At 72.2% G+C, this 19,935-nt stretch carries 17 protein-coding genes; 4 read left to right on the forward strand and 13 right to left on the reverse strand.

What is annotated here, in order from left to right; all coding sequences use genetic code 11:
* Positions 1-319 precede the first annotated feature (319 nt).
* Together AW27_RS15480 and AW27_RS15485 are read left to right on the forward strand one after the other, a co-directional pair.
* Entirely contained in the window at positions 320-1,171 is an 852-nt protein-coding gene (locus AW27_RS15480; RefSeq protein ID WP_037920820.1) for a PP2C family protein-serine/threonine phosphatase, read from the forward strand.
* Between the two features lie 68 nt (positions 1,172-1,239).
* Entirely contained in the window at positions 1,240-2,199 is a 960-nt protein-coding gene (locus AW27_RS15485; RefSeq protein WP_037920818.1) for an MASE1 domain-containing protein, read from the forward strand.
* Positions 2,200-2,239: 40 nt separating this feature from the next.
* On the opposite strand, the gene AW27_RS15490 is transcribed toward AW27_RS15485, so the two are convergent.
* The 5 genes from AW27_RS15490 to AW27_RS15510 form a co-directional block, all read right to left on the reverse strand.
* Complete coding sequence (locus AW27_RS15490; RefSeq protein WP_157840221.1) at positions 2,240-3,925, reverse strand: PKD domain-containing protein; 1,686 nt, start codon at positions 3,923-3,925, stop codon at positions 2,240-2,242.
* A 207-nt stretch (positions 3,926-4,132) separates the two neighbouring features.
* Positions 4,133-5,011 carry an alpha/beta hydrolase gene (locus tag AW27_RS15495; RefSeq protein WP_037920816.1) on the reverse strand — a complete coding sequence of 293 codons (879 nt, stop codon included), beginning with the start codon at positions 5,009-5,011 and terminating at the stop codon, positions 4,133-4,135.
* 171 nt (positions 5,012-5,182) lie between these two features.
* The gene (gene kynU / locus AW27_RS15500; RefSeq protein WP_037920813.1) at positions 5,183-6,382 is read right to left on the reverse strand and encodes a kynureninase; all 1,200 of its coding nucleotides are present in this window, start codon (positions 6,380-6,382) and stop codon (positions 5,183-5,185) included.
* Positions 6,375-7,220, reverse strand: a complete 846-nt coding sequence (locus AW27_RS15505) for a tryptophan 2,3-dioxygenase family protein (RefSeq protein ID WP_037920810.1) — start codon at positions 7,218-7,220, stop codon at positions 6,375-6,377. The genes kynU and AW27_RS15505 overlap by 8 nt, the downstream gene beginning before the upstream one ends.
* 586 nt (positions 7,221-7,806) lie before the next feature.
* Complete coding sequence (locus AW27_RS15510; protein ID WP_037920808.1) at positions 7,807-8,199, reverse strand: hypothetical protein; 393 nt, start codon at positions 8,197-8,199, stop codon at positions 7,807-7,809.
* A gap of 288 nt (positions 8,200-8,487) precedes the next feature.
* Between AW27_RS15510 and AW27_RS15515 the strand changes: the two genes are divergently transcribed.
* A complete protein-coding gene (locus AW27_RS15515; protein ID WP_037920805.1) occupies positions 8,488-8,904 on the forward strand; it encodes a DUF3151 domain-containing protein in 417 nt (138 codons plus the stop codon).
* An 88-nt stretch (positions 8,905-8,992) separates the two neighbouring features.
* On the opposite strand, the gene fbaA is transcribed toward AW27_RS15515, so the two are convergent.
* From fbaA to AW27_RS15545, 6 genes are all read right to left on the reverse strand, one after another.
* A complete protein-coding gene (gene fbaA / locus AW27_RS15520) occupies positions 8,993-10,015 on the reverse strand; it encodes a class II fructose-bisphosphate aldolase (protein WP_037920803.1) in 1,023 nt (340 codons plus the stop codon).
* 237 nt (positions 10,016-10,252) lie between these two features.
* A complete protein-coding gene (gene pyrE / locus AW27_RS15525) occupies positions 10,253-10,816 on the reverse strand; it encodes an orotate phosphoribosyltransferase (RefSeq protein ID WP_236647612.1) in 564 nt (187 codons plus the stop codon).
* Positions 10,817-10,837: 21 nt separating this feature from the next.
* Entirely contained in the window at positions 10,838-11,620 is a 783-nt protein-coding gene (locus AW27_RS15530) for an aldose epimerase family protein (RefSeq protein WP_037920800.1), read from the reverse strand.
* Positions 11,621-11,804: 184 nt separating this feature from the next.
* Positions 11,805-12,635 (reverse strand): SRPBCC family protein, encoded by an 831-nt coding sequence (locus tag AW27_RS15535; protein WP_037920799.1) that lies wholly within the window; start codon positions 12,633-12,635, stop codon positions 11,805-11,807.
* A gap of 32 nt (positions 12,636-12,667) precedes the next feature.
* A complete protein-coding gene (locus AW27_RS15540; RefSeq protein ID WP_037920798.1) occupies positions 12,668-14,311 on the reverse strand; it encodes a polyamine aminopropyltransferase in 1,644 nt (547 codons plus the stop codon).
* A gap of 156 nt (positions 14,312-14,467) precedes the next feature.
* Positions 14,468-15,013, reverse strand: a complete 546-nt coding sequence (locus AW27_RS15545) for a DUF2617 family protein (RefSeq protein WP_037920796.1) — start codon at positions 15,011-15,013, stop codon at positions 14,468-14,470.
* A gap of 684 nt (positions 15,014-15,697) precedes the next feature.
* On the opposite strand from AW27_RS15545, the gene AW27_RS15550 reads away from it, so the two are divergent.
* The gene (locus AW27_RS15550) at positions 15,698-16,894 is read left to right on the forward strand and encodes a pyridoxal phosphate-dependent aminotransferase (protein ID WP_106967575.1); all 1,197 of its coding nucleotides are present in this window, start codon (positions 15,698-15,700) and stop codon (positions 16,892-16,894) included.
* 116 nt (positions 16,895-17,010) lie between these two features.
* Here the strand turns inward: AW27_RS15550 and AW27_RS15555 are convergent, their stop codons facing one another.
* Together AW27_RS15555 and AW27_RS15560 are read right to left on the reverse strand one after the other, a co-directional pair.
* Complete coding sequence (locus AW27_RS15555) at positions 17,011-19,104, reverse strand: hypothetical protein (protein ID WP_037920788.1); 2,094 nt, start codon at positions 19,102-19,104, stop codon at positions 17,011-17,013.
* A gap of 67 nt (positions 19,105-19,171) precedes the next feature.
* Entirely contained in the window at positions 19,172-19,723 is a 552-nt protein-coding gene (locus tag AW27_RS15560; protein ID WP_037920785.1) for a Uma2 family endonuclease, read from the reverse strand.
* Positions 19,724-19,935: the final 212 nt, after the last annotated feature.

Genomic DNA, 19,935 nt, shown 5'->3' on the forward strand with positions numbered 1-19,935 from the left:
TTCCCGCACGTACGGGCGCGTGCCCGCGGCGGTGTCACCGCCGTGCCGTTCCGGTAGTCGGACCAGTGGTTCGGGGTCCGGGGCACGGACAGGAAGCCGCCACCAGGGCAGCGACGACCACGAGTCGGCGATTGCGCACCGATCCCCTGGTTCCGGATCGCACGAAGCCCGTGGATTCCGGGCGGGCAGGGGGATCCAGCCCCTGGCAGGCCCGGGCGCGGCGATCCCCGGAAGGCGGGTTCCGGGTAGGCGGAAATATGATGGGCGGGTCCTTTCCGCGGCGGAAGCAGGGACGGATGCGCCATCGTCGGAGCTGTCCATGAGCCGGCGCCGTCCCCCTCGGGTGGCCAGCGCCGACCTGTTGAGCACGCTCGGAAAACTGACCGCACAGGCACGCCAGGGCGTGGAGCTCCAGCAGGCCCGTGTGGAACTGGCCGAGGCGCTGCAACGCGAGATGCTGCCCACCGCGCTGCCCTGCGTGCCGGGCCTGCGCACCGCGGCCCGTTACTCGCCCGCCCGGAACGGCCTGGACATCGGCGGCGACTGGTACGACGGCTTCCGGCTGCCGGAGGGCGCGCTCGCCTTCTGCATCGGCGACGTCCAAGGGCACGACGTCGACGCGGCCGCGTTCATGGGCCAGGTCAGGATCTGTCTGCGGGCCGTGGCGGCCGTGGTCGTCGATCCCGGTGAGGTGCTGAGCCGGGCCAACGAAGTGCTGCTCTCGATGAACCGCGATCTCTTCGCGACCTGCAGCCTGCTCCGCTTCGACCCGGACACCTGGGAGCTGGAGAGCTCCCGGGCCGGTCACATCCCCGCGGTCTGGGCCACGGTCGACGGCCGGTACGGCATCACCGAGGACACCGGCGGGCTGCCGCTGAACCTGGTGGCCGGGTCGGCCTACGAGGTGACCCGGCGGCGGCTGACGCAGGCGGGATCGATCGTCCTGCTCACCGACGGCGTGGTCGAGGGCCCGCGCTTCCCGCTCGAAGTGGGGCTGGAACGGGTGGTCGAGGTCGTCCGGGAAGCGGCCGGCAGCGACCCGGCCGAGCTGGCCGCCGAGGTGATGAAGGTGGCCGATTCGACGGGCCACGCGGACGACGCCGCGGTCCTCGTCCTCAGCCACGACGCGGCCGGATCCGCCCCGGGGCAGTGCCCGGACCCCGACCCCTGACCGGACCCCGTGACCCCGCGGAGCGCGTGTCACGCCCCGCCCGGCCCGCCGGCTTGTTGTCTGATGACGTGGTGCGCACCGAGGGATGGCGACGTCCGGCCGAACTGCTCCTGCTGATCCTCGGCGTCGCCGTCGCCTACTACGCCGGCGGGCGGATCGGCCTGCGCCAGAGCGTGGTCGTCGACGGCGCCCAGGTCACACCGCTGTGGCTGCCCACCGGCATCGCGCTGGCGGCGCTGCTCTGGCTGGGCCTGCGCGTCTGGCCCGGGATCTCCCTGGGCACCTACTTCGCCATCGAACGCATCAGCGATTTCGATCTCAGTGAACTCGGCATCCTCGCGGGGAACACGCTCGCGCCGGTGTGCGCGTACCTGCTGTTGCGCCGGGTGGGCTACCGCACGGCGATGGACCGGCTCCGGGACGCACTGGCGCTCGTCTTCCTGGGCGGCCTGTTGCCGATGCTGATCAGCGCCACGGCCGGCACCTGGACGCTGGTGCTCACCGGCGATCTGCCCCGGGACGGGTTCTGGCCGGTGTGGACGGCCTGGTGGGTCGGGGACGCGATGGGGGTGCTCGTCCTGACCCCGCTGCTGCTGGTCCTGCGCCGGGCCCGGCTGCCCCGGGACGACTACCGGCTGGCCGAGGTGTCGGCCCTGGCGGTCACGTCCGTGATCGTCACGCTCGTGGCCACCCGCAGCCACCTGTCCGTGCTCTTCCTCGTCTTCCCGCTGCTGATCTGGGCGGCGGTCCGCTTCCAGTTCGCCGGGAGCGCGCCGTGCACCCTGCTGATCTCGGTCCTGGCGATCTCGGCGGCGCACGACCGCGCCGGACCGTTCGTCGACTACGGCCTGCTGGAGCTCATGGTCAACCTCCAGGCCCTCAACGGAGCGGCCGCCCTGACCGGACTGCTGCTCGCCGCGCTCGTCACCGAGCAGAACACCATACGGCTGCGGATCGAGCAGGTCTGCGAGGACCTGGCGGAGCTGGTGGAGCACCTGGCCCCCGGCGAGAGACCGCCCGAACACTGAGCGCCCCGGGCAGGTCCTGCCCGGGGCGCCCGGTGGTGGGTCAGTTGCTCTCGTAGTAGCCGAAGATGTCGACGATCAGGTCGGTGTTGTCCCAGCCCTGGTTCCAGTAGTCGACGATGCCGTTGTTCCCGGCGGCTGCCTGGACCAGGTTCGGGACGGTCCGGCGGGCCGTCCAGTTCAGCGTCGATGCGGTGGGGCGGTCCGGGAAGACCTGGCGGCCCAGCCGGTACTGCTCCCGCGTGTTCGGGTCGGGGGCGACCGACAGGAAGCCCGCACCGGCGGTGTTGGTGACCGTGGTGTTCAGCACGAACCCGGCGATGCCGGGCTCGTCCACGGACAGCGGGTGCCAGATGTAGCCGCGGCCCTGCATCGGGCCGTGCGTCCAGCGGGGGTCGCGGGTGTCGAGCAGCCGGACCGAGGTGATCGGCATGTAGGCGGCCTTGCTCTGGGTGCTGTAGTAGCCGACGACGTCGACGACGACGTCCGTACCGGCCCAGGCGCCGTTGCGGACGTCGATGGTGCCGTCGGGGCCGACCGGCACGATCACGGCGTTCGCGACGGTCTGGCCCGCGGTGAAGTTCAGGTTGGACGTGATCGGGACGCTCCCGCCGCCCGGGAAGACGGACAGGTGCCCGGCCTCCCTCGGGTTGGTCACGGTCACGTTCAGCGCCACGGCGGTGATGCCTGCCGGCACTCCGCGCAGGCCGCTGATCTTCGTGCCGAAGGTCTTCTGGCCCTGCAGCTGGCCCCGGGCGGTGCCGAGGCCCTCACGGGTGTCGACGAACCGGACCGGCGCCATCGGCGTGTAGCCGGCCGCGTCGGCGTGCGTGAAGTAGCCGGTCACGTCCGCGATCAGGTCCACGGACGCCGAACCGCGGTTGGCGAGCTCCACGTAGCCGTTCTTGCCGACGGGCACGATGACCAGGTTCGGAACGGACTGGCCCGCCTCGAAGTTGACGTTCGAGGTCGTCGGCCGGTCGGTGCCCTCGGCGAACGCCGTGACGTGTCCGCCGCTGGTGGTGTTCGTGACGGTCACGTTGAGGGCGACGGCGGTGACGCCTTCCGGGATGGTCCCGTTGCCGCCGACCTTCACCCGGGTCGAGCCGTACGCGGGGACCTTGCCCCGGACCGCGCCGGTGCCGTCGCGGGTGTCCAGCAGGCGGGTCGGGGTGTGCGCGACGAAGTCCGAGCCGGCGGTCATGATCTGGAACTCGTTGACGACCTCGGCCTGGTTGGCCGGGTCCGTCACGGCGACCCTGACGGTGTACTGGCCGAGCTTCGCGTAGGTGTGACTGTTCTTCAGCAGCGTCGAGCCGTGCGCGTCCATGCCGTCCGGGGCGCTCCCGTCGCCCCAGTCGACGGTGACCTTCAGCGCGGAGTCGGCGCTGACGATGGTGGTCTCCAGGTCGAACGCGTGCGCGGTGGTGGCCGTGGCGTTCAGGACGAGGGCCAGGTCAGGGTTACCGGCCGCCTGCTGGGCGGCGACCCCGCTCTTGGCACCGGGCAGAGCCTTGCGGACGGAGCGCTCCGCGGGACTGCTGAAGGTCTTCAGGCCCGGCGCCGCGGCCTTGGCCAGGTCGACGGCCGGCGCACCCATCCCGGGCGCGACGGGCCCGGGCGCGACGGGCCCGGGCGCGACGGGCCCGGCGGCCGCGGCGATGCCCGGCGCAAAGCCGATGGTGGCCGCGATGACGGCAACGGAAACTACGAGACGGCGACTGCGCACCGATCCCCCCATTTTTGAACGTGCTCAGGTCTGGGCTCCAGCGTACACAGATCTTCACCCCCCGGATGGCGAATAAATGTGCGATCCAAGGGAGTTGGCGCGTTTCCACCCTGAACCGACCCCTATGCCCCACGGACCGGCCCGACGCTCCGGCCGTCCGGCGCTCCCCGACCGGCCGCCGCGGCACGCCCCGACGCAGCCGGGCCGCTACCAGGCCAGCTGGGAGATCTCCTCCGCCACCACCGCGCAGGCGTCCGCCGCCGGGTCGATCAGCGGGAAGTGGCCGACCCCGTCGAGCAGGGTCAGCCCGACCATCTCGCCGGCCTTCGCGGCCGCCACCACGTACGCCTCGGCCACCTGCTGCGGGACCACGATGTCGTCGCGGCCCTGGACCACCGCCGTGGCGATGCCCGTCGGCAGCAGCGACGCCGGGTCGGCCGACGGCATGCGCTCGTCCCAGTGGTCCGCGCCGCCCAGCAGCTGCGCGCTCGCCCCGCCGCACACGCCCAGTTCCTCCGCCACCGCGAAGTCCGCGATCGGCGCCAGCGCCACCACCCCGCGCAGCATCGGCGGGGCGGGCAGCCGCCACGGCGAGCCGGGCGGGAGCACGTGCCGGGCCGCGGCCCACAGCGCGAGGTGGCCGCCCGCCGAGTGACCGGTGACGACCACGCGACGGACGTCGGCCTGCGGCAGGGCGGAGGCGACGAGCCCCGGCAGGGCGTCCATCGCGGCGGCGACGTCGTCGAACGTCTCCGGCCAGCGCCCGGCCACCGGCCCCTCGGCGTCCTGGTGGGGCAGGGAACTTCCGCGCCGGTACTCGACGTTGGCGACGGCGAAACCGCTTCGGGCCAGGAAGTCGGCGAAGGGGGTGACGTGCTGCCTGTCGTAGGGGGCCCGCCATGCCCCGCCGTGCAGGACCACCACCAGCGGGGCCGGGCCCGGGGTCTCGCCGCGCGGGGCGTAGAAGTCGACGACGTGGTCGGGGTGTTCGCCGTACGCGGCCGTCGCGTCCGGTGCGACCGCCGGATGGGCAAAGGCCGAGGCGGCCTCGGCGGCGTCCCGTTCCACGGCGGCGGGGTCCGTCATCGGCTCAACCTCTCGGTAACGCGTGGGACAGCGGGGACAGATGTTCCGGTGTTCCGGCAGAGCGGGACCGTATCAGTCTGGAACAGCCTGTTCCGTGCTGGGACCGGAATACGGCCGGGCGGACGGAGCATTGGCCCCGCCCGCCCTGCGATGTGACGTTTCGCTACCGCTTCACCCGAAAATGTGACCCAGCGTGCGCGCCGCACGCTCGGCGTCGGCGAAACCGACGTAGAGCGGTGTGAAGCCGAAGCGCAGGACGTCGGGTGCGCGGAAGTCGCCGATGACGCCCCGGGCGATGAGCTCCCCCATGACCTTCCGGGCGTTGTCGGTCCGCAGCGAGACCTGGCTGCCGCGGCACTCGTGCTCGGCCGGGGTGACCGACTCGACCAGGCCCTGCGGGACGTACGCCGCCACACACGCGAGGAAGAAATCGGTCAGGGCGAGGGACTTGGCGCGCACGGCCTCGACGGCGACTCCGTCCCAGGCGTCGAGCGCCGCCTCCAGCGCCAGCATGGACAGGATGTCTGGGGTGCCGACGCGGCCGCGGGTCGCGCCCCGCGCCGCCTCGTAGGCCGGGGTCATCGCGAACGGATCCGCGTGGCCGTTCCAGCCGGGGAGGGGGGAGTCGAAGGCGTCCTGGTGGCGAGCTGCGATGTACAGGTACGCGGGGGCGCCGGGGCCGCCGTTGAGGTACTTGTACGTGCAGCCGACCGCCAGGTCGACACCGTGCGCGTCGAGGCCCACGGGCAGGGCGCCCGCGGAGTGGCAGAGGTCCCAGACCGCGACCGCCCCGGCGGCGTGGGCCGCCGCCGTGAGGGCCGGCAGGTCGTGGAGCCGGCCGCTGCGGTAGTCGACGTGGTTGAGCAGGACCACGGCGGTGTCGGCGTCGATCGCCTCCGCCGCCTGCGCGGGGTCGACCGGGACGACGGTCAGGCCCGTCAGCCGGGCCGCCGACTGCGCGATGTAGCCGTCGGTGGGGAACGTCGCCGAGTCGACCAGCAGCCTGGTCCGGCCGGGGGCGGCGAGGCGGGCACCGCCGACCAGGGCCTTGAAGAGGTTGACGCTGGTGGAGTCACCCACGACCACCTGGCCGGGAGCGGCGCCGATCAGCGGGGCGATCTTGTCGCCGATCCGCTCGGGCGCGGTCCACCAACCGCTCTCGTCCCACGAGCGGATGAGCAGTTCGCCCCACTGCCGGGCGACGACGTCGGCGGTGGCCGCGGCCACACCGGCGGGCAGCGCCCCGAGCGAGTTGCCGTCGAGGTAGACGACCCCGTCGGGCAGGGTGAAGCGCTCGCGCAGTGTGGCCAGCTCGTCGGCGGCGTCCAGCTCGGCCGCACGGGTCCGCAGGTCGGACCGGATGTCAGACATGGCTGCGCGCCGTCCAGAGCTCCGGGAAGACGTTCTTCGTCGCGCGCTTCTCCAGCCAGGTCACACCGGCCGAGCCGCCCGTTCCGGTCTTCGCGCCCATCGCGCGTCGGGTGGCCACCAGGTGGTCGTTGCGCCAGCGCCAGACGAGCTCGGCGACGTCGGTGAGGACCTCGCCGAGCCGGTGGAGGTCCGCGTGCAGCTCCGGGGCGGCGTACAGGCCGGTCCAGACGGCCTCGACCTCGGCCGAGGCCTCGTAGCGCAGCGAGAGGTCCCGGTTGAGGACCGACTCCGGTACCGGCAGGCCGCGGCGGGCCAGCAGGCGCAACACCTCGTCGTAGAGGCTGGGCTCCTGGAGGGCCTTCTCCAGCTCTGCGTGGACACGCGGCGCGCCGCGGTGCGGGACCAACATGGAGGAGGACTTCTCGCCGAGCAGGAACTCCATCCGGCGGTACATCGCCGACTGGAATCCGGAACCTTCGCCGAGGGCGCCTCGGTAGGCGTTGAACTGCGCCGGGGTGAGCTGGGCGAGCGGGCGCCAGGAGGCGTTGAGGGCCTCCAATTCACGGAGGGAACGTTTCAGCGCATCCATTGCGACCGGGATGCGGTCCTCGCTCAGAGCCTTCGCGGCGGTTTCCCACTCGTGGACGATGACCGTGAACCACAGCTCCATGACCTGGGTCGTGACCAGGAAGACCATCTCGCCCGGGTCGTCCGAGCGGAGGTGCTGGAGGTGGGTGAGGACGTCCGCCTGGACGTAGTCCTCGTACGGGGTCGTGCCGTCGAAGTCGAGGTTCGGGGTGTCCCCGCCGACTCCGGAGGCATCAAGGGTGTTCGACATCGCTGTCTCCTCGACACGTGCTTCCGGGTAGCGGTCCGCTCCTTCCGTGAGGTGAGTGGAGCCCCGGTCCCCTGCCCGCATCATAGGACCCCGGCGCGCCGGCGCTCCAGCGGAGAGTGATGCAGACCACACACCCGGTCCGCGTGCCACGTCCCGCCGCCCGCCGTGCGGCACCCGGTCGCAGCCTCGGCCGACCGGGAGACGGACCCGGTGCCGCCCCTCCGCCGCACCCGGGGGCTCGGTGCGGGACCGCACGGGACACGGCCGGGCGAGCACTGCGGCGCACGGCCACCTGTGGCTGGCCCCGCCGCCCTGTTCACGGTGGCGGCCCTTGCCACGCGCCACCGCGTCCCCCCGGGCGCCGGATCGGCCCTCTTCGGGGCCCCTGCGGGTCGGCAGCACTGGCGACGCTTCACCGGTGACGTGGGGCGACCACCTGGTCGTCCTCCAGGTGGCCCTCTTGTCCAGCGTGGGCCCCGCCGGCCCGGATCTCCTGACCCGGACGCGGTCTGTGCCACGGGCCCGCCTGGCCGATCTCTCCGGGATCCGGTGGGGAAAGTCGGCCCACCAGGTCCGCTCAGCGGGCTCAGGCCCCCGCGTCGATCGACTCCGCAATGATCCCGACCATGGTGGAATCCCAGGTGAGAACCAACAGTTCGGCCTTCTCCCCCTGGATGGTGTTGCAGGTCAGCGCAGTTCCGCCGCGGCCGCCACCGATCGCCGCGTCGGACGGTCCGGCCAGCCGCAGCGCCTTCGCACCGGGCCCGTCCAGGACCGCTGCGGAGCGGAGCAGCGTTATCTTCCCGGGTTGCATCCCAGATGCCCTGGCGCCCGTACGGTACCGGCAGCGCAGGGTGACCGGCTCACCGCGCCGAAACGCGGCGACGCGGCGTGCGGAACGGGCCCGGTCGAGCCCCTTGCCGCCGATCCACAGCGCCAGGTCCATCAGGGAATGCAGCGCGAGTTCCAGCAACAGCATGTGATCGTTCGCTCCTCAACTCAAAGGATTCGTGCAAGGCGTGTGCGGGTGCAGCCCGCTTGCCCGTGCGTGCGAGCACGCCCGGGGCCGTCAGACCGTACGCATGAAGCCTTGGCGTCCTTGCGGAAGGCCCCGACGGACTCGCCGCCCGGCCCCGTGCCGTCGTGGGTGGACCCGAAGTCGATGACCTGCCGGGCCTTGCCCCCCGAGCTTCCGGGTCCGGTCCTCACCGTTGCACGGGGTCTGCTCTCCGATCGTCCCCCGGTCCCCGAGTGGCAGACTGCTTCCATGACGATGCACAAGAACCTGCTCGGCGGCCCGGAGCCGACGTACCTCCCGGAGAACGAAGAGGCGTACCGCCTGCTCGGCGAGGGGTCCCTGTCGCCGGCCGAAGTGGTGGCGAAGGACCCCACGTTCTCGCTCGCCTGGGCGATGCTCGCCGACGAGGCCTTCGAGGCCGGTCGGGTGGTCGAGTCGTACGCGTACGCGCGCACCGGCTACCACCGCGGTCTGGACGCGCTGCGCCGGGCCGGGTGGAAGGGGCACGGCCCCATCCCCTGGGACCACCAGGCCAATCGCGGGTTCCTGCGCTGCCTCGCCGCCCTCGCTCGCGCCGCCGGCGCGATCGACGAGAAGAGCGAGACGGAGAGGTGCTGGCAGTTCCTGAACGACAGCAGCGCCGAGGCGTACGCCGAGCTGAAGTAGAGGGGCGGGCAGCCCGAAGCCCGGCCTCCGTCGTGGGACGGAGGCCGGGCCCTGGGGGTGCGACTGCTGCCGCCTCAGCGGCGGCGGACTACTTGATCCGGGTGCCGGCAGAGCGCAGGTCCGCGCACGCCTCGACGACGCGCGCAGCCATGCCCGCCTCGGCGGCCTTGCCCCAGGTCCGCGGGTCGTACTTCGACTTGGTGCCGACCTCGCCGTCGACCTTCAAAACGCCCGCGTAGTTGCTGAACATGTGGTCCACGACCGGGCGGGTGAAGGCGTACTGGGTGTCGGTGTCCAGGTTCATCTTCACCACGCCGTTCTCCAGCGCGGTGGCGATCTCCTCGGCCGTGGAACCCGAACCGCCGTGGAAGACGAAGTCGAACGGCGAGGCCTTGCCGAACTTCTCGGCGACACCGGCCTGGAGGTCCTTCAGGAGCTCGGGGCGCAGCACGACGTTGCCCGGCTTGTAGACGCCGTGGACGTTGCCGAAGGAGGCGGCCAGCAGGTAGCGGCCCTTCTCGCCCAGGCCCAGGGCCTCGGCGGTACGGATGGCGTCCTCGACGGTGGTGTACAGCTCGTCGTTGATCTCGTGGCTGACGCCGTCCTCCTCGCCACCGGTCGGGGTGATCTCGACCTCAAGGATGATCTTCGCGGCGACGGCCTTGGCGAGCAGCTCCTGGCCGATCGCCAGGTTGTCGGCCAGGGTCTCGGCGGAGCCGTCCCACATGTGCGACTGGAAGAGCGGGTTCTGACCGCGGGCGACGCGCTCGGCGGAGATGTCCAGGAGCGGACGTACGTAGCCGTCCAGCTTGTCCTTGGGGCAGTGGTCGGTGTGCAGGGCGACGGTGATGTCGTACTTGGCGGCGACGATGTGCGCGAACTCGGCCAGGGCGACCGCGCCGGTGACCATGTCCTTGTTGTGCTGGCCACCCAGGAACTCCGCACCACCGGTGGAGATCTGGATGATGCCGTCGCTCTCGGCCTCCGCGAAGCCCCGCAGCGCGGCGTGCAGGGTCTGGGACGAGGTCACGTTGATGGCCGGGTAGGCGAACTTGCCTGCCTTCGCCCGGTCGAGCATCTCGTTGTAGACCTCGGGGGTTGCGATGGGCATCTGTCCGCTCCTTGGGTGTGCGGGAAGTGTGCTTATTGCGGGCCCTGACCTGGGGGCGACGTCATCGTCGCGCCTATCTTTCCAGACTCCGCGCAAGGGTCCAGCCCGCCGGTCTCGCGTCAGGCGGGAACGTCCCGGGATGTTTCACGTGAAACATCCCGGGACGCGATGAAAAGCCAGGTCAGACCCACCTCAAGAGGTCGGGGGACCCTTGGCGCCAGTTGTCGCGGTGGCCGGTCAGGACAGGCCGAGGTCCTCGAGGCGGTAGCCGGTGAGGTACGGCAGGCCCGCCTCGGCGATCGCGTCGGCCGCGCCGCGGTCGACGATCGTGGCGACGGCGACGACCTCGCCGCCGGCCTCGCGGACGGCCTCTACGGCGGTCAGCGGGGAACCGCCGGTGGTCGAGGTGTCCTCGACCACCAGGCAGCGCCTGCCCTTCACGTCGGCGCCCTCGATGCGGCGCTGCATGCCGTGCGCCTTCTGCGCCTTGCGGACGACGAAGGCGTCCAGGCGCTGACCGCGCGCGGCGGAGGCGTGCAGCATCGAGGTGGCGACCGGGTCGGCACCGAGGGTCAGGCCGCCGACGCAGTCGTAGTCGAGCTCGGCGGTGAGGTCGAGCATGACCTGGCCGACCAGCGGGGCCGCCTCGCCGTCGAGGGTGATCCGGCGGAGGTCGATGTAGTAGTCGGCCTCCCGGCCGGAGGAGAGGATCACCTTGCCGTGCACGACGGCCTTGTCCTTGATCTGCTGCAGAAGCGCATCGCGCGTGCCCGACGGCATGACTTCGTTGACGTCACTCATGGCGACGAGCTTAGTTGCGGGCTAGACGAGGCGCCGCCACGTCCAGGTCGTGGAGACCTCCAGCGGGTCGACGGGGGTGACCAGGCGCGGAGCGGTGTTGATCCCGTTCGGCGGACCGGACTGGGGCTCGACGCAGACGGCTTCGGCCTGCTCGTCGTAGACGACCACCCATTCGGACCTGCTGGTGACGCGTAGTTCCAGCGCACCGGGCCAGGTGAGGGTGACGTCGACCCCGTCGGGCATGCCGAAGCAGTCGTCCCAGGGACCGGGCCGGCGGTCGATGCGCTGTCCGGTGGGCAGGTGGTCGGCCCCGCGCTCCTCCTGCCAGGCGGGGTCGAAGGAGATCTCGACGTCCTGACCTCCGAGGCTGCGCAGGAACCAGGGGTGCCAGCCGGCCTGGGCGGGGAAGGAGTCCCCGTACGTCTCGACGCCCATGGTGAGGGTCAGTGAGTCCTCGGTCAGCGTGACGACCTGGGTGACCCGGCCGGGCGTCGGCCACGGGTCGGCGAGGTCGTAGACGAATGCGGCCTCGGTGGCGGTGGCGCCGGCCGGCCGCCACGACGCGTCCCGGCCGAGGCCGTGCAGGGCGTGCGGCGGGTGGTCGAGGGGCATCTGGTGCACGGTCGCACCGTTGTGGAACCGGCCGTCCTTCATCCGGCCGCACCACGGCACCATCGGGAAGGCTCCGTACCGGGGCCCCTGGCGCAGCAGCTCGGTTCCGTCGATGCGCAGGCTGCTGATCCGGCAGCCGTTCTCCTGGTCGACAGTCACCTCGGTGCCGCCGGCGCTCAGTTGCGTACTCATGCAGTCGACCCTAGTAGTGCTCGGCCACGTCACCGCAGGTGCACCGGTCAGGGCCGCAGTGTCCGGTGGGTGCACGCCACGGCGCGGGAAACGCCCGGGTACGCGCCGCACCCGGGCGTCCCGGCCAGGGCGTGACGCCGACGGCAGAGCCCGAGACCGCACGCACCGCGGCGGGGGCCGCGGGTCAGCGGCGGCGACGCAGGGCGCGGCCGATGACGACGGCGGAGGCGAGTGCGAGCGCCGCAGCCGGGGCGATCCAGCGCAGGCTGTCGCCGGTCGCGGTGGCGGCCGGGGCGGGAACCGGAGCGTACCGGCCGCGCGGGGGCGCGTGGTCCACCTCCTCGGCACTGCGGCCGATCATGGTGCGGCGGGCGTGGGCGGCCTCGGCCGGCGGCCGCGGGGCACCGGCCGCTCCGAGGTCCTCGAACCCGGCGGCCAGGAACGGGTCCACGGCAGGGTCCAGGGACGGGGGCGGCACCTCGGTCTCGAAGACCGTGGCGCTGACCTCGGTGACGTCGCCTTGGGGTCCCTCCACACCATCGGCGTCCTCGGCCTCGGCAACGGGATCGGCGACGGGACCGCTCACCGCGGACCCGGCGGCCAGTTGGCCGGCGGCCCGGTCGAACAGCCTGCGCAGGGCGGTGGCCGCAGCCGCGGGGTCGAAGGAGGCGGCCCGCCCGTCGGCGGTGGCGTGGGCGGAGAAGTCCAGCCGGGTCCCGTCCGGTGCCGGCGTCAGACGCAGGCCGAGGGAGAACGTCACGGTGCCGCTGCCCCGCACCTCGGTGCCCTCGCCCTCGAAGGTGAAGTGGTCGGGGTCCCGCTCGGTGACGGCCGCGGACCCCCGATAGGTCACGGTGCTCCCGCCGGCCCGGACCTTGAGCCGGCCGGACAGCGGGCCGACGCCGGTGTCGGCGTCCTGCTGGAGTCCCGGCACGCACCGGGCCACCCGTGCGGGGTCGCGCAGCACGGCGCGGAGGTCGTCTGCCGGGACCGGGACGAACACCTGATGCTCCATGCGATCGAGCCTACGGCCTGGACCGCACCGGGTCACGAATACCGCGGATGCGGCAGCGTCGAGGGCGGAAGTCCGCTCAGTCGGGTGCGTTCGGCGTCGCGCGCCGCGTCCTGGAGGGAACCGGTGGTCAGCGAGCTCAGCGCGGGCGTCTCGCCGTCCACGCGCAGCCGGGGCTGCTGGTCGCGGGCGGCCAGGACGAGGCCCCAGTCCTGCGGTGGCGCGCCGGTCCCGCCGGAGGGGCTGCGGTCGGGGCCGGCGGTGAAGCCCGTGAGGCGGCCGCCGGCGCTGTACGGGGCGGTACGCAGGCCCGCCGCGCGGAGCGTGGAGTCGACGGTCCAGTACGTACGGGGGCGCGCGGTCATCGGTCCGGCGTGCACGGCCATCCGGCCTCCGGGGGCCAGCGCCCGTGCGGCCAGTCCGTAGAACTCCTGCGAGTACAGCTTCGTGCTGGGGGCGATGCCGGGATCCGGCAGGTCGGAGACGATCACGTCGAAGCGGTCGTTCGCGGCGGGGCCGCGCAGCCAGCGGAAGGCGTCCTCGTTGACGACGACCAGGCGCGGGTCGGCGTACACCCCGGCGTTGAGCGCGGACAGCATGGGGTCGGTGCGGGCGAGGCTGACCACGCCGGGGTCGACCTCGACGACGGTGACGGAGGCGACATCCCGGTAGCGGAGGACCTCGCGGGCGGCGAGCCCGTCGCCGCCGCCGAGGACGAGCACCCGGGCGTGCGGGCCGGTCATCGCGGGGTGCACCAGGGCCTCGTGGTAGCGGTACTCGTCGTAGCCGCTGACCCGCAGCCGCCCGTCGAGGTACAGGTCGAGGGAGCGCGGGGAGCCGGTCGCGGGCCCGGTGAGCACCAGCTCCTGCACGCCGGTCCGGACGGCGACCCGCACCTCGGATCCGTAGACGGCACGCCGGGCGAACCGCTCGAAGTCGTCGGCGAGGACGGTCGCGGAGGCCAGGACGACGAGGACGGTCAGGTTCGCGGCGACGAGCAGCCAGCGGCTCCGCCGGCTCAGGTCACGGCGGAAGAGCCACAGGACCAGCCCGCCGCCGACGACGGCGTTGACGGTGCCGGTGACCATGGCGCCGGTGAGCTGACCGAGCATCGGCAGCAGCAGGAACGGGAAGGCGAGGCCTCCGACGAGGGCGCCCACGTAGTCGGCGGCGAACAGGTCGGCGACGGCGCCGCCCGCGTCCTGTCTGCGGATGCGCTGGATGAGGACCATCAGCAGCGGGATCTCCGCGCCGATGAGCATCCCGATGGCGAACGAGAACGCGACAAGCGCTGGTCGGGACTCCCCCAGCCAGGCGAAACTCGCGTAGAGCGCCATGGCGGAGAGGCCGCCGAGACAGGCGAGGCCGGCCTCGATGACGGCGAAGCCGAGGGCGGGCCGGTGCCGCAGGCGCTTGGCGAGCAGCGAGCCGACGCCCATGGCGAAGACCATGACGGACAGGACGACCGACGCCTGGGTGACGGAGTCGCCGATGAGGTAGGTGCCCAGGGCGAGGAGCTCCAGCTCGTACACCAGCCCGCAGGCGGCGCAGACGAACACGGTGGCCAGGACCAGGAGTCGGCCGGTCCGGGGCCGTACGGGCAGCGCCACCGGAACGGTCGCGGCGCCTCCCGGCTCCGGAGCCGGGAGGACCCGGCGCGGGACGGAACGGTCGATCATGCAGCGAACCGTACGTCACCGCCCACTCGCATCCGGTCACCCACATGGGTGCAAGTGGCGCACCGATTCGGCCGGTTGGCGTAACCACACCGCACGCCTCGCGCCACGGGGCTCCGCCAGGACCCGCCGCGCCCGAACGGCCCTCCCCCGCATGGCCTAGAGCAGGGCCGGCGATTCCAGAGCCGGCGCCGCGGCTCCCATCCGGATCCCGACCCGCGTGCGGGTGACCACCAACTGCCCCTCCTGCGGGTAGGCGTGCCAGGTGCGCCACCGCACCTGGCCCTCGTACCGCTGGGCGAGCATGGCGGTGAAGGCGTGCGGACTTCCCGGAAACGTCCCCGCGAGCCCGTTCGGGTGATCGGCCACCAGGGCGAGCAGCTCCTGCGCCCGCCCCGCGAACGATCCCCGGGACAGGGTCTCGACCCGTGCGGCGAACTCGTACTCGCAGTCGCCCACCCGCTTCGCCACGCCGAGCGGCAGCGGCGTACTGCTGCCGGGCATGCAGGCGACCGTCTCCGAACAGAGCACGTCCCGCTCCTCCAGCAGAACCTGATGGGAGGCCCCGAGCAGGCGCAACTCGACCTTCGCACCAGAAAGCTCGAGGTTCAGTACGGCCAGGGCGGGCAGCCGGTCCCGACCCAGGGCCCAGGCGAGATCGGCGGCACGCGTGTCGGTGTATGAGGTCTGGAGGGTCGTGAGCATGAGTCGGCTCCGCAAACGCGCGAGGGAGAGGGGCCGGGGCCCGCCAGCGGTAGCAAGCACGGGTGGGGGGACACCGGCACGGGTCCACAGGAAGTCCAGGGAGGTCCGAGGACTGGTCTACTCAACCGAGGGAATCATGAAAGGCACGGCACTCACAGCGTTTTTACCCAACTTGACGGGGTTTACATCCCCCCGGGGGCTTCGCAGTTCACGTGTTCAACAGGTTGCGTCCCGCGCGTCGCGCTGCACGGACAACGCACGGGGCGCCCGGGGGAAACGGGCCTCGGACGCCCACGTCAGGACGGCGCCGTCCGCCCCGTCAACTGCTGCCGCACCCCCCGCCCCCTCCGCCGCCGCCCCCGCCTCCGCACGAGGACGACGACCCGCACGACGAGGACGACCCGCAGCCGGACGAGCCCGAGTCGCCCACCCACGAGCTGCTCTGGCCGCGGCTCGTCCGGTACGTCCGCGAGCCGCGTCCCGCCGGCTTGCGCGCGACCCCCCTGACGAGGAGCACGAACAGCACCCCGATCACCACCGCTATCGCGACGAACTCCATGTCCGCCCCTCTCTCACGCCCCGGTCCTCCGGGGAGCGGGATCCCCGCGTCCCGCGTGAAGGGGGGATGCCCCCGGCCCGCGCGGCCCAAAGCACACTTGAGCAAGTCCAGAGGTTGCACGCAGGATGGCGCCCATGAGCGCACCCGCGGGCAGCGACCGCCCCTTCCTCAACCGCCGGCTGGCGGCCTTCGGCACGACGATCTTCGCTGAGATGTCGGCGCTGGCGGCACGCACCGGGTCGATCAACCTGGGCCAGGGTTTCCCCGACACCGACGGTCCGGCGCAGATCGCCGAGGCGGCCTCCCGCGCGGTCCTCACCGGCCTCGGCAACCAGTACCCGCCCGGTCCCGGCGTCCCGGAGCTGCGCACCGCGATCGCCACGCACCAGCAGCGCTTCTACGGCCTCGGCTACGACCCCGAGACCGAGGTCCTGGTCACCGCGGGCGCCACCGAGGCCATCGCCGCCTCCCTGCTCGCCCTCCTGGAGCCGGGCGACGAGGTCATCGCCCTGGAGCCGTTCTACGACTCCTACGCGGCCTGCATCGCGATGGCCGGCGCCACCCGCGTCCCCGTCACCCTGCGCCCGCACGGCGGGGCCTTCGTCCTCGACCTGGACGAACTGCGCGCCGCCGTCACCCCGCGCACCCGGCTGCTCCTGCTGAACACCCCGCACAACCCGACCGGCACCGTCCTCACCTCCGGCGAGCTCGCCGCGATCGCCGAGTTGGCCGTCGAGCGCGATCTGCTGGTCGTCACCGACGAGGTGTACGAGCACCTGGTCTTCGAGGGCTCCCACCTCCCCCTGGCGGGCTTCCCCGGCATGCGCGAGCGCACCGTCTCCATCTCCTCCGCCGGCAAGACCTTCTCCTTCACCGGATGGAAGGTTGGCTGGGTCATGGCGGACGGCCCGCTCGTCTCCGCGGTCCGGACCGCAAAGCAGTACCTGACGTACGTCAGCGCGGGCCCCTTCCAGTACGCCGTCGCCGAAGCTCTCCACCTCCCCGATTCGTACTTCGACGGCTTCCGTGCCGACCTGCAGCGCAAGCGCGACCTGCTCGGCGACGGCCTGCGGGCGGCCGGCTTCGAGGTCTACCAGCCGGAGGGCACCTACTTCATCACCACCGACATCACCCCCTTCGGCGAGAAGGACGCCCACGCCTTCTGTCGCACCCTCCCCGAACGCTGCGGCGTCGTCGCCATCCCCAACTCCGTCTTCTACGACGACCCCGACACCGGCCGCACCCAGGTCCGCTTCACCTTCTGCAAGAAGGACGGCGTCCTCCACGAGGCAGTCAACCGCCTTCGCGGCCTCGCGTCCTGAACGCCAGGCGGCATACCCAGTCAAGGACGTACGGTGCCGGGACCCACCCGTTGCCCAGCTCCTCGCCGGTGCCGGTCTCCTCGGCACCGGCGGCCCCTGTCCGATGCCGCCGCCGGTCAGCGGCGCCGCTTGCGGCCGCTTCTGCCGGCGGGGCGCGCCCGCTTGTGGGCGCGGCCGGAACGGGCGGCGGGAACGCGTAGTGTCCGGGCAGCCAGCCGACTCAGCTCTTCCAGACCGGCCCGGTCAGGGTGCGCGGAGTCCGACGCGGCGGCGATCGCGTCCCTGACCTCCGGGCCCTGGGCGCGCAGCGTCTCCTCGGCGCCGCCCGATCCGCCCGCCAGCTCCACGAGCTGGAGCAGGTTCTCGGCCAGCACCAGCAGATGCTCGGCATCGGTCATGTCCGCCGGAGACAGCAGCTCATGCTGCGCCAACGTGTTCAGTGCCAGCGGCGCGAGCTGGGGATCGCGGCGCAGCACGCGCAACAGCTGCTCGCCCTCGCCGTCCGGCAGCGCGGTCAGCAGCACGCCGAGCATCGCCTGTGCGCGCGTGCGGAAAGCCATGACTCTTACCGCGTCGGTCAGTTGCCGCAGTGCCGCCTCTCGCTCGCCACGGGCCGCGATCCAGCCGGCCAATTCCACCCGGGCGGCATCCGGCGGGTACTCCTCGGCCAGCACGCCCAGCAGGCCGGTCGCCGACGCCTGGGCCAGTTCACCGATCAGCGGTGCGTCCCTGCCGACGGCCAGCAGTCGCTGCCGCACAGCCCGGGTGCCGAGCTCGGTGAGACGGATGAGTTCGACCGGCCCTGCGGTCAGCTCTTCCCGCCGCCGGTCGGCCCGCTCCCGCGCCATCGGGTCCGGTGTCGCCCCTGCGACGCCCAGCAGTTCCGCGAGCTCCGGCGGCATGCCGGCGGGCAGCTCAGGTCCGGCGTCGGCGAGGTCGACATCGAGGAACACCGGGTCGGCCATTCCCCGGTCACGCTCGATCGCGCCCAGGTCGTCCAGCAGGTCGAGCACCCTGCGCAGGTCCCGGTCGGCGTGCTCCAACCACATCCCGTGCTGGAGGTCCGACCCTCCGTCGAGCTGGAAGGAGGTCCGATAGGCCAGGTGCACCGTGTCGCGCAGCCGCGGCCAGGGCATCGGGTACGGCAGGCTGTAGAGCGTGTTCAGCACATCCGGCAGGACGTCCTCGTAGACGTCGAAGAGCATCGACTCGACGTGCCAGCCGCTACGCGCCCCGAGGAGGGGCTGTCGCAGTTCGAAGCACGCGTCGAAGGCGCGCAGCCACAGCTGAAGCGGGTCGGACAGTACCGGCCGGGCCTTGGCCACCGCGTACAGACGCCCTTTGGCCACCCGGACCAGCCGCGCCTTCTTCGCCCACTCCACCAGCAGTCCCAGCCGCGGCAGGTCGGCCGATGAGCGCACCCCGTCGGTCTTGTCCCCGGTGCCGAGTACGTCCACCAGGTCTCGGGCATCGGCCATCCGCAGCCGGCCCGTCGCCGTCACAGGGCGGCCGTCCCGTCCCGCCCACTCGGTGAGTCCGCGCAACTGCCCCACCGTCTTCGACGCCTCTGCCCTCCGGCGCAGTTCGTCGTCCTCGGGCAGCGCGACGGGTAGCTGCGGCTCGGCGCGGGCCGAGCCGGACAGCGCGCGGCCGGTCAGCCGCCGTTCCATGATCGCGTCGAGGGCCTGCTCGTCATAGGCGACCGCTCCGCGCCGCGCCCGGTCCGCGAAGCGCTGCAGCGCCGCCCCGTCCCGGACGTCCACGCCGTGCTCGGCGGCCGTCATCGCCCAGAACTTCGCGAGACCCCAGCGGGTGCGGTCCGCCATCGCCGCCGGGTGCCGCTCCGCGAATTCGCCGACCGCGGCAAGGGAATCCTGGAGTACGGGGCCTCGCGGATCCGCCAACTGCGCCGCGTGCAGATAGCGCAGCAGCGTGCGCAGTGTGCCCGGGGCGTCGGAGCGTTCCTCCCCGGGGAGTTCGGTGACGTTCTGGGGCAGCCAAGTGAGCAGGAGCTCCTCCACGTGGCGCGGCTCCCACAGCCCCAGTCGGCCGTCGGCGGTCGCTCCGTGCCGGTAGTCCAGAATCGCCTCGGCCGTGAACCCGTCCACCGGCTGCCCTTGTTCTCCGGCCCACCGGGCCAGGCGATCGACCAGCAGCCCACGCGCCGCCTCGAACTCCTCCTCGGCCTCGGGCTCGAACCTCATCCGCATGCAACCCATCCCACCTGTCCGCAGCGGTCCTTACGGTGGCACGGTACCCGCCCCGTCGCGGCCGGAATCAGCGGGCGTCGGCCTCGGGCTCCGGACGCGGGAGTTCGTCGAGGTCGAGCGTGAAGGTGCGGCCGTCGGCCAGCGGGATGGGGAGCTTGCCGGTGCCGTACTTGTGGGTGTGCGCCGCGATGTAACCGGTGCCGGTCGGCTGGGTGTGGAGGACGACTTCCTGAGCGTAGGGGTCCACCACCAGGTAGATCGGGATGCCGTAGCGGCCGTACTTCGCGGTGCAGTCGTCGTAGTCCTTGCGAGCGGAGGAGGTCGCGACGACCTCGGAGATCAGCAGGACGTCTTCGAAGCTGTAGCGCTTGCCTTCGCGGCGGGCGTCCTCGCGAAGGATCGCGAGATCGGGAGCGGAGTTCTCGTCGGCGGGGAAGTCGATGTAGACGTCCGAGGTGACCTTCGCGTGACGACCGAGTGCGAGAGAGTCGATCTGCATCGACCTGATGGTGCTGGAGTGCTCTTCGCTCTGCGGAGTCATGATCACTTTTCCGTCAGCTCCGAACAGCACCACGTACCCCTTGGGGAACTCGGTGTGCATGATCGCGTCGGCGCTCATGGACGGCTCCTTCCCGTGTGCGGGCAGGATACGGCGGACCATGCCGTTTCACCGAGCCGCCGGGACACGATCCGCTTGGGCTCACCGGCATCGCCGGACATCCCGCGGAGGGGCGCCCGCGGTCCACCTGGGGCTCCGGGCGGACCGGAGGGCCGGTGGACCGGGCGCGGCGGCGTGTGGGATGTCACCGGAGCTTCCGGTGCCGTTCACGC

This window comes from Streptomyces sp. PCS3-D2 (genome assembly GCF_000612545.2).
Taxonomy (GTDB): domain Bacteria; phylum Actinomycetota; class Actinomycetes; order Streptomycetales; family Streptomycetaceae; genus Streptomyces.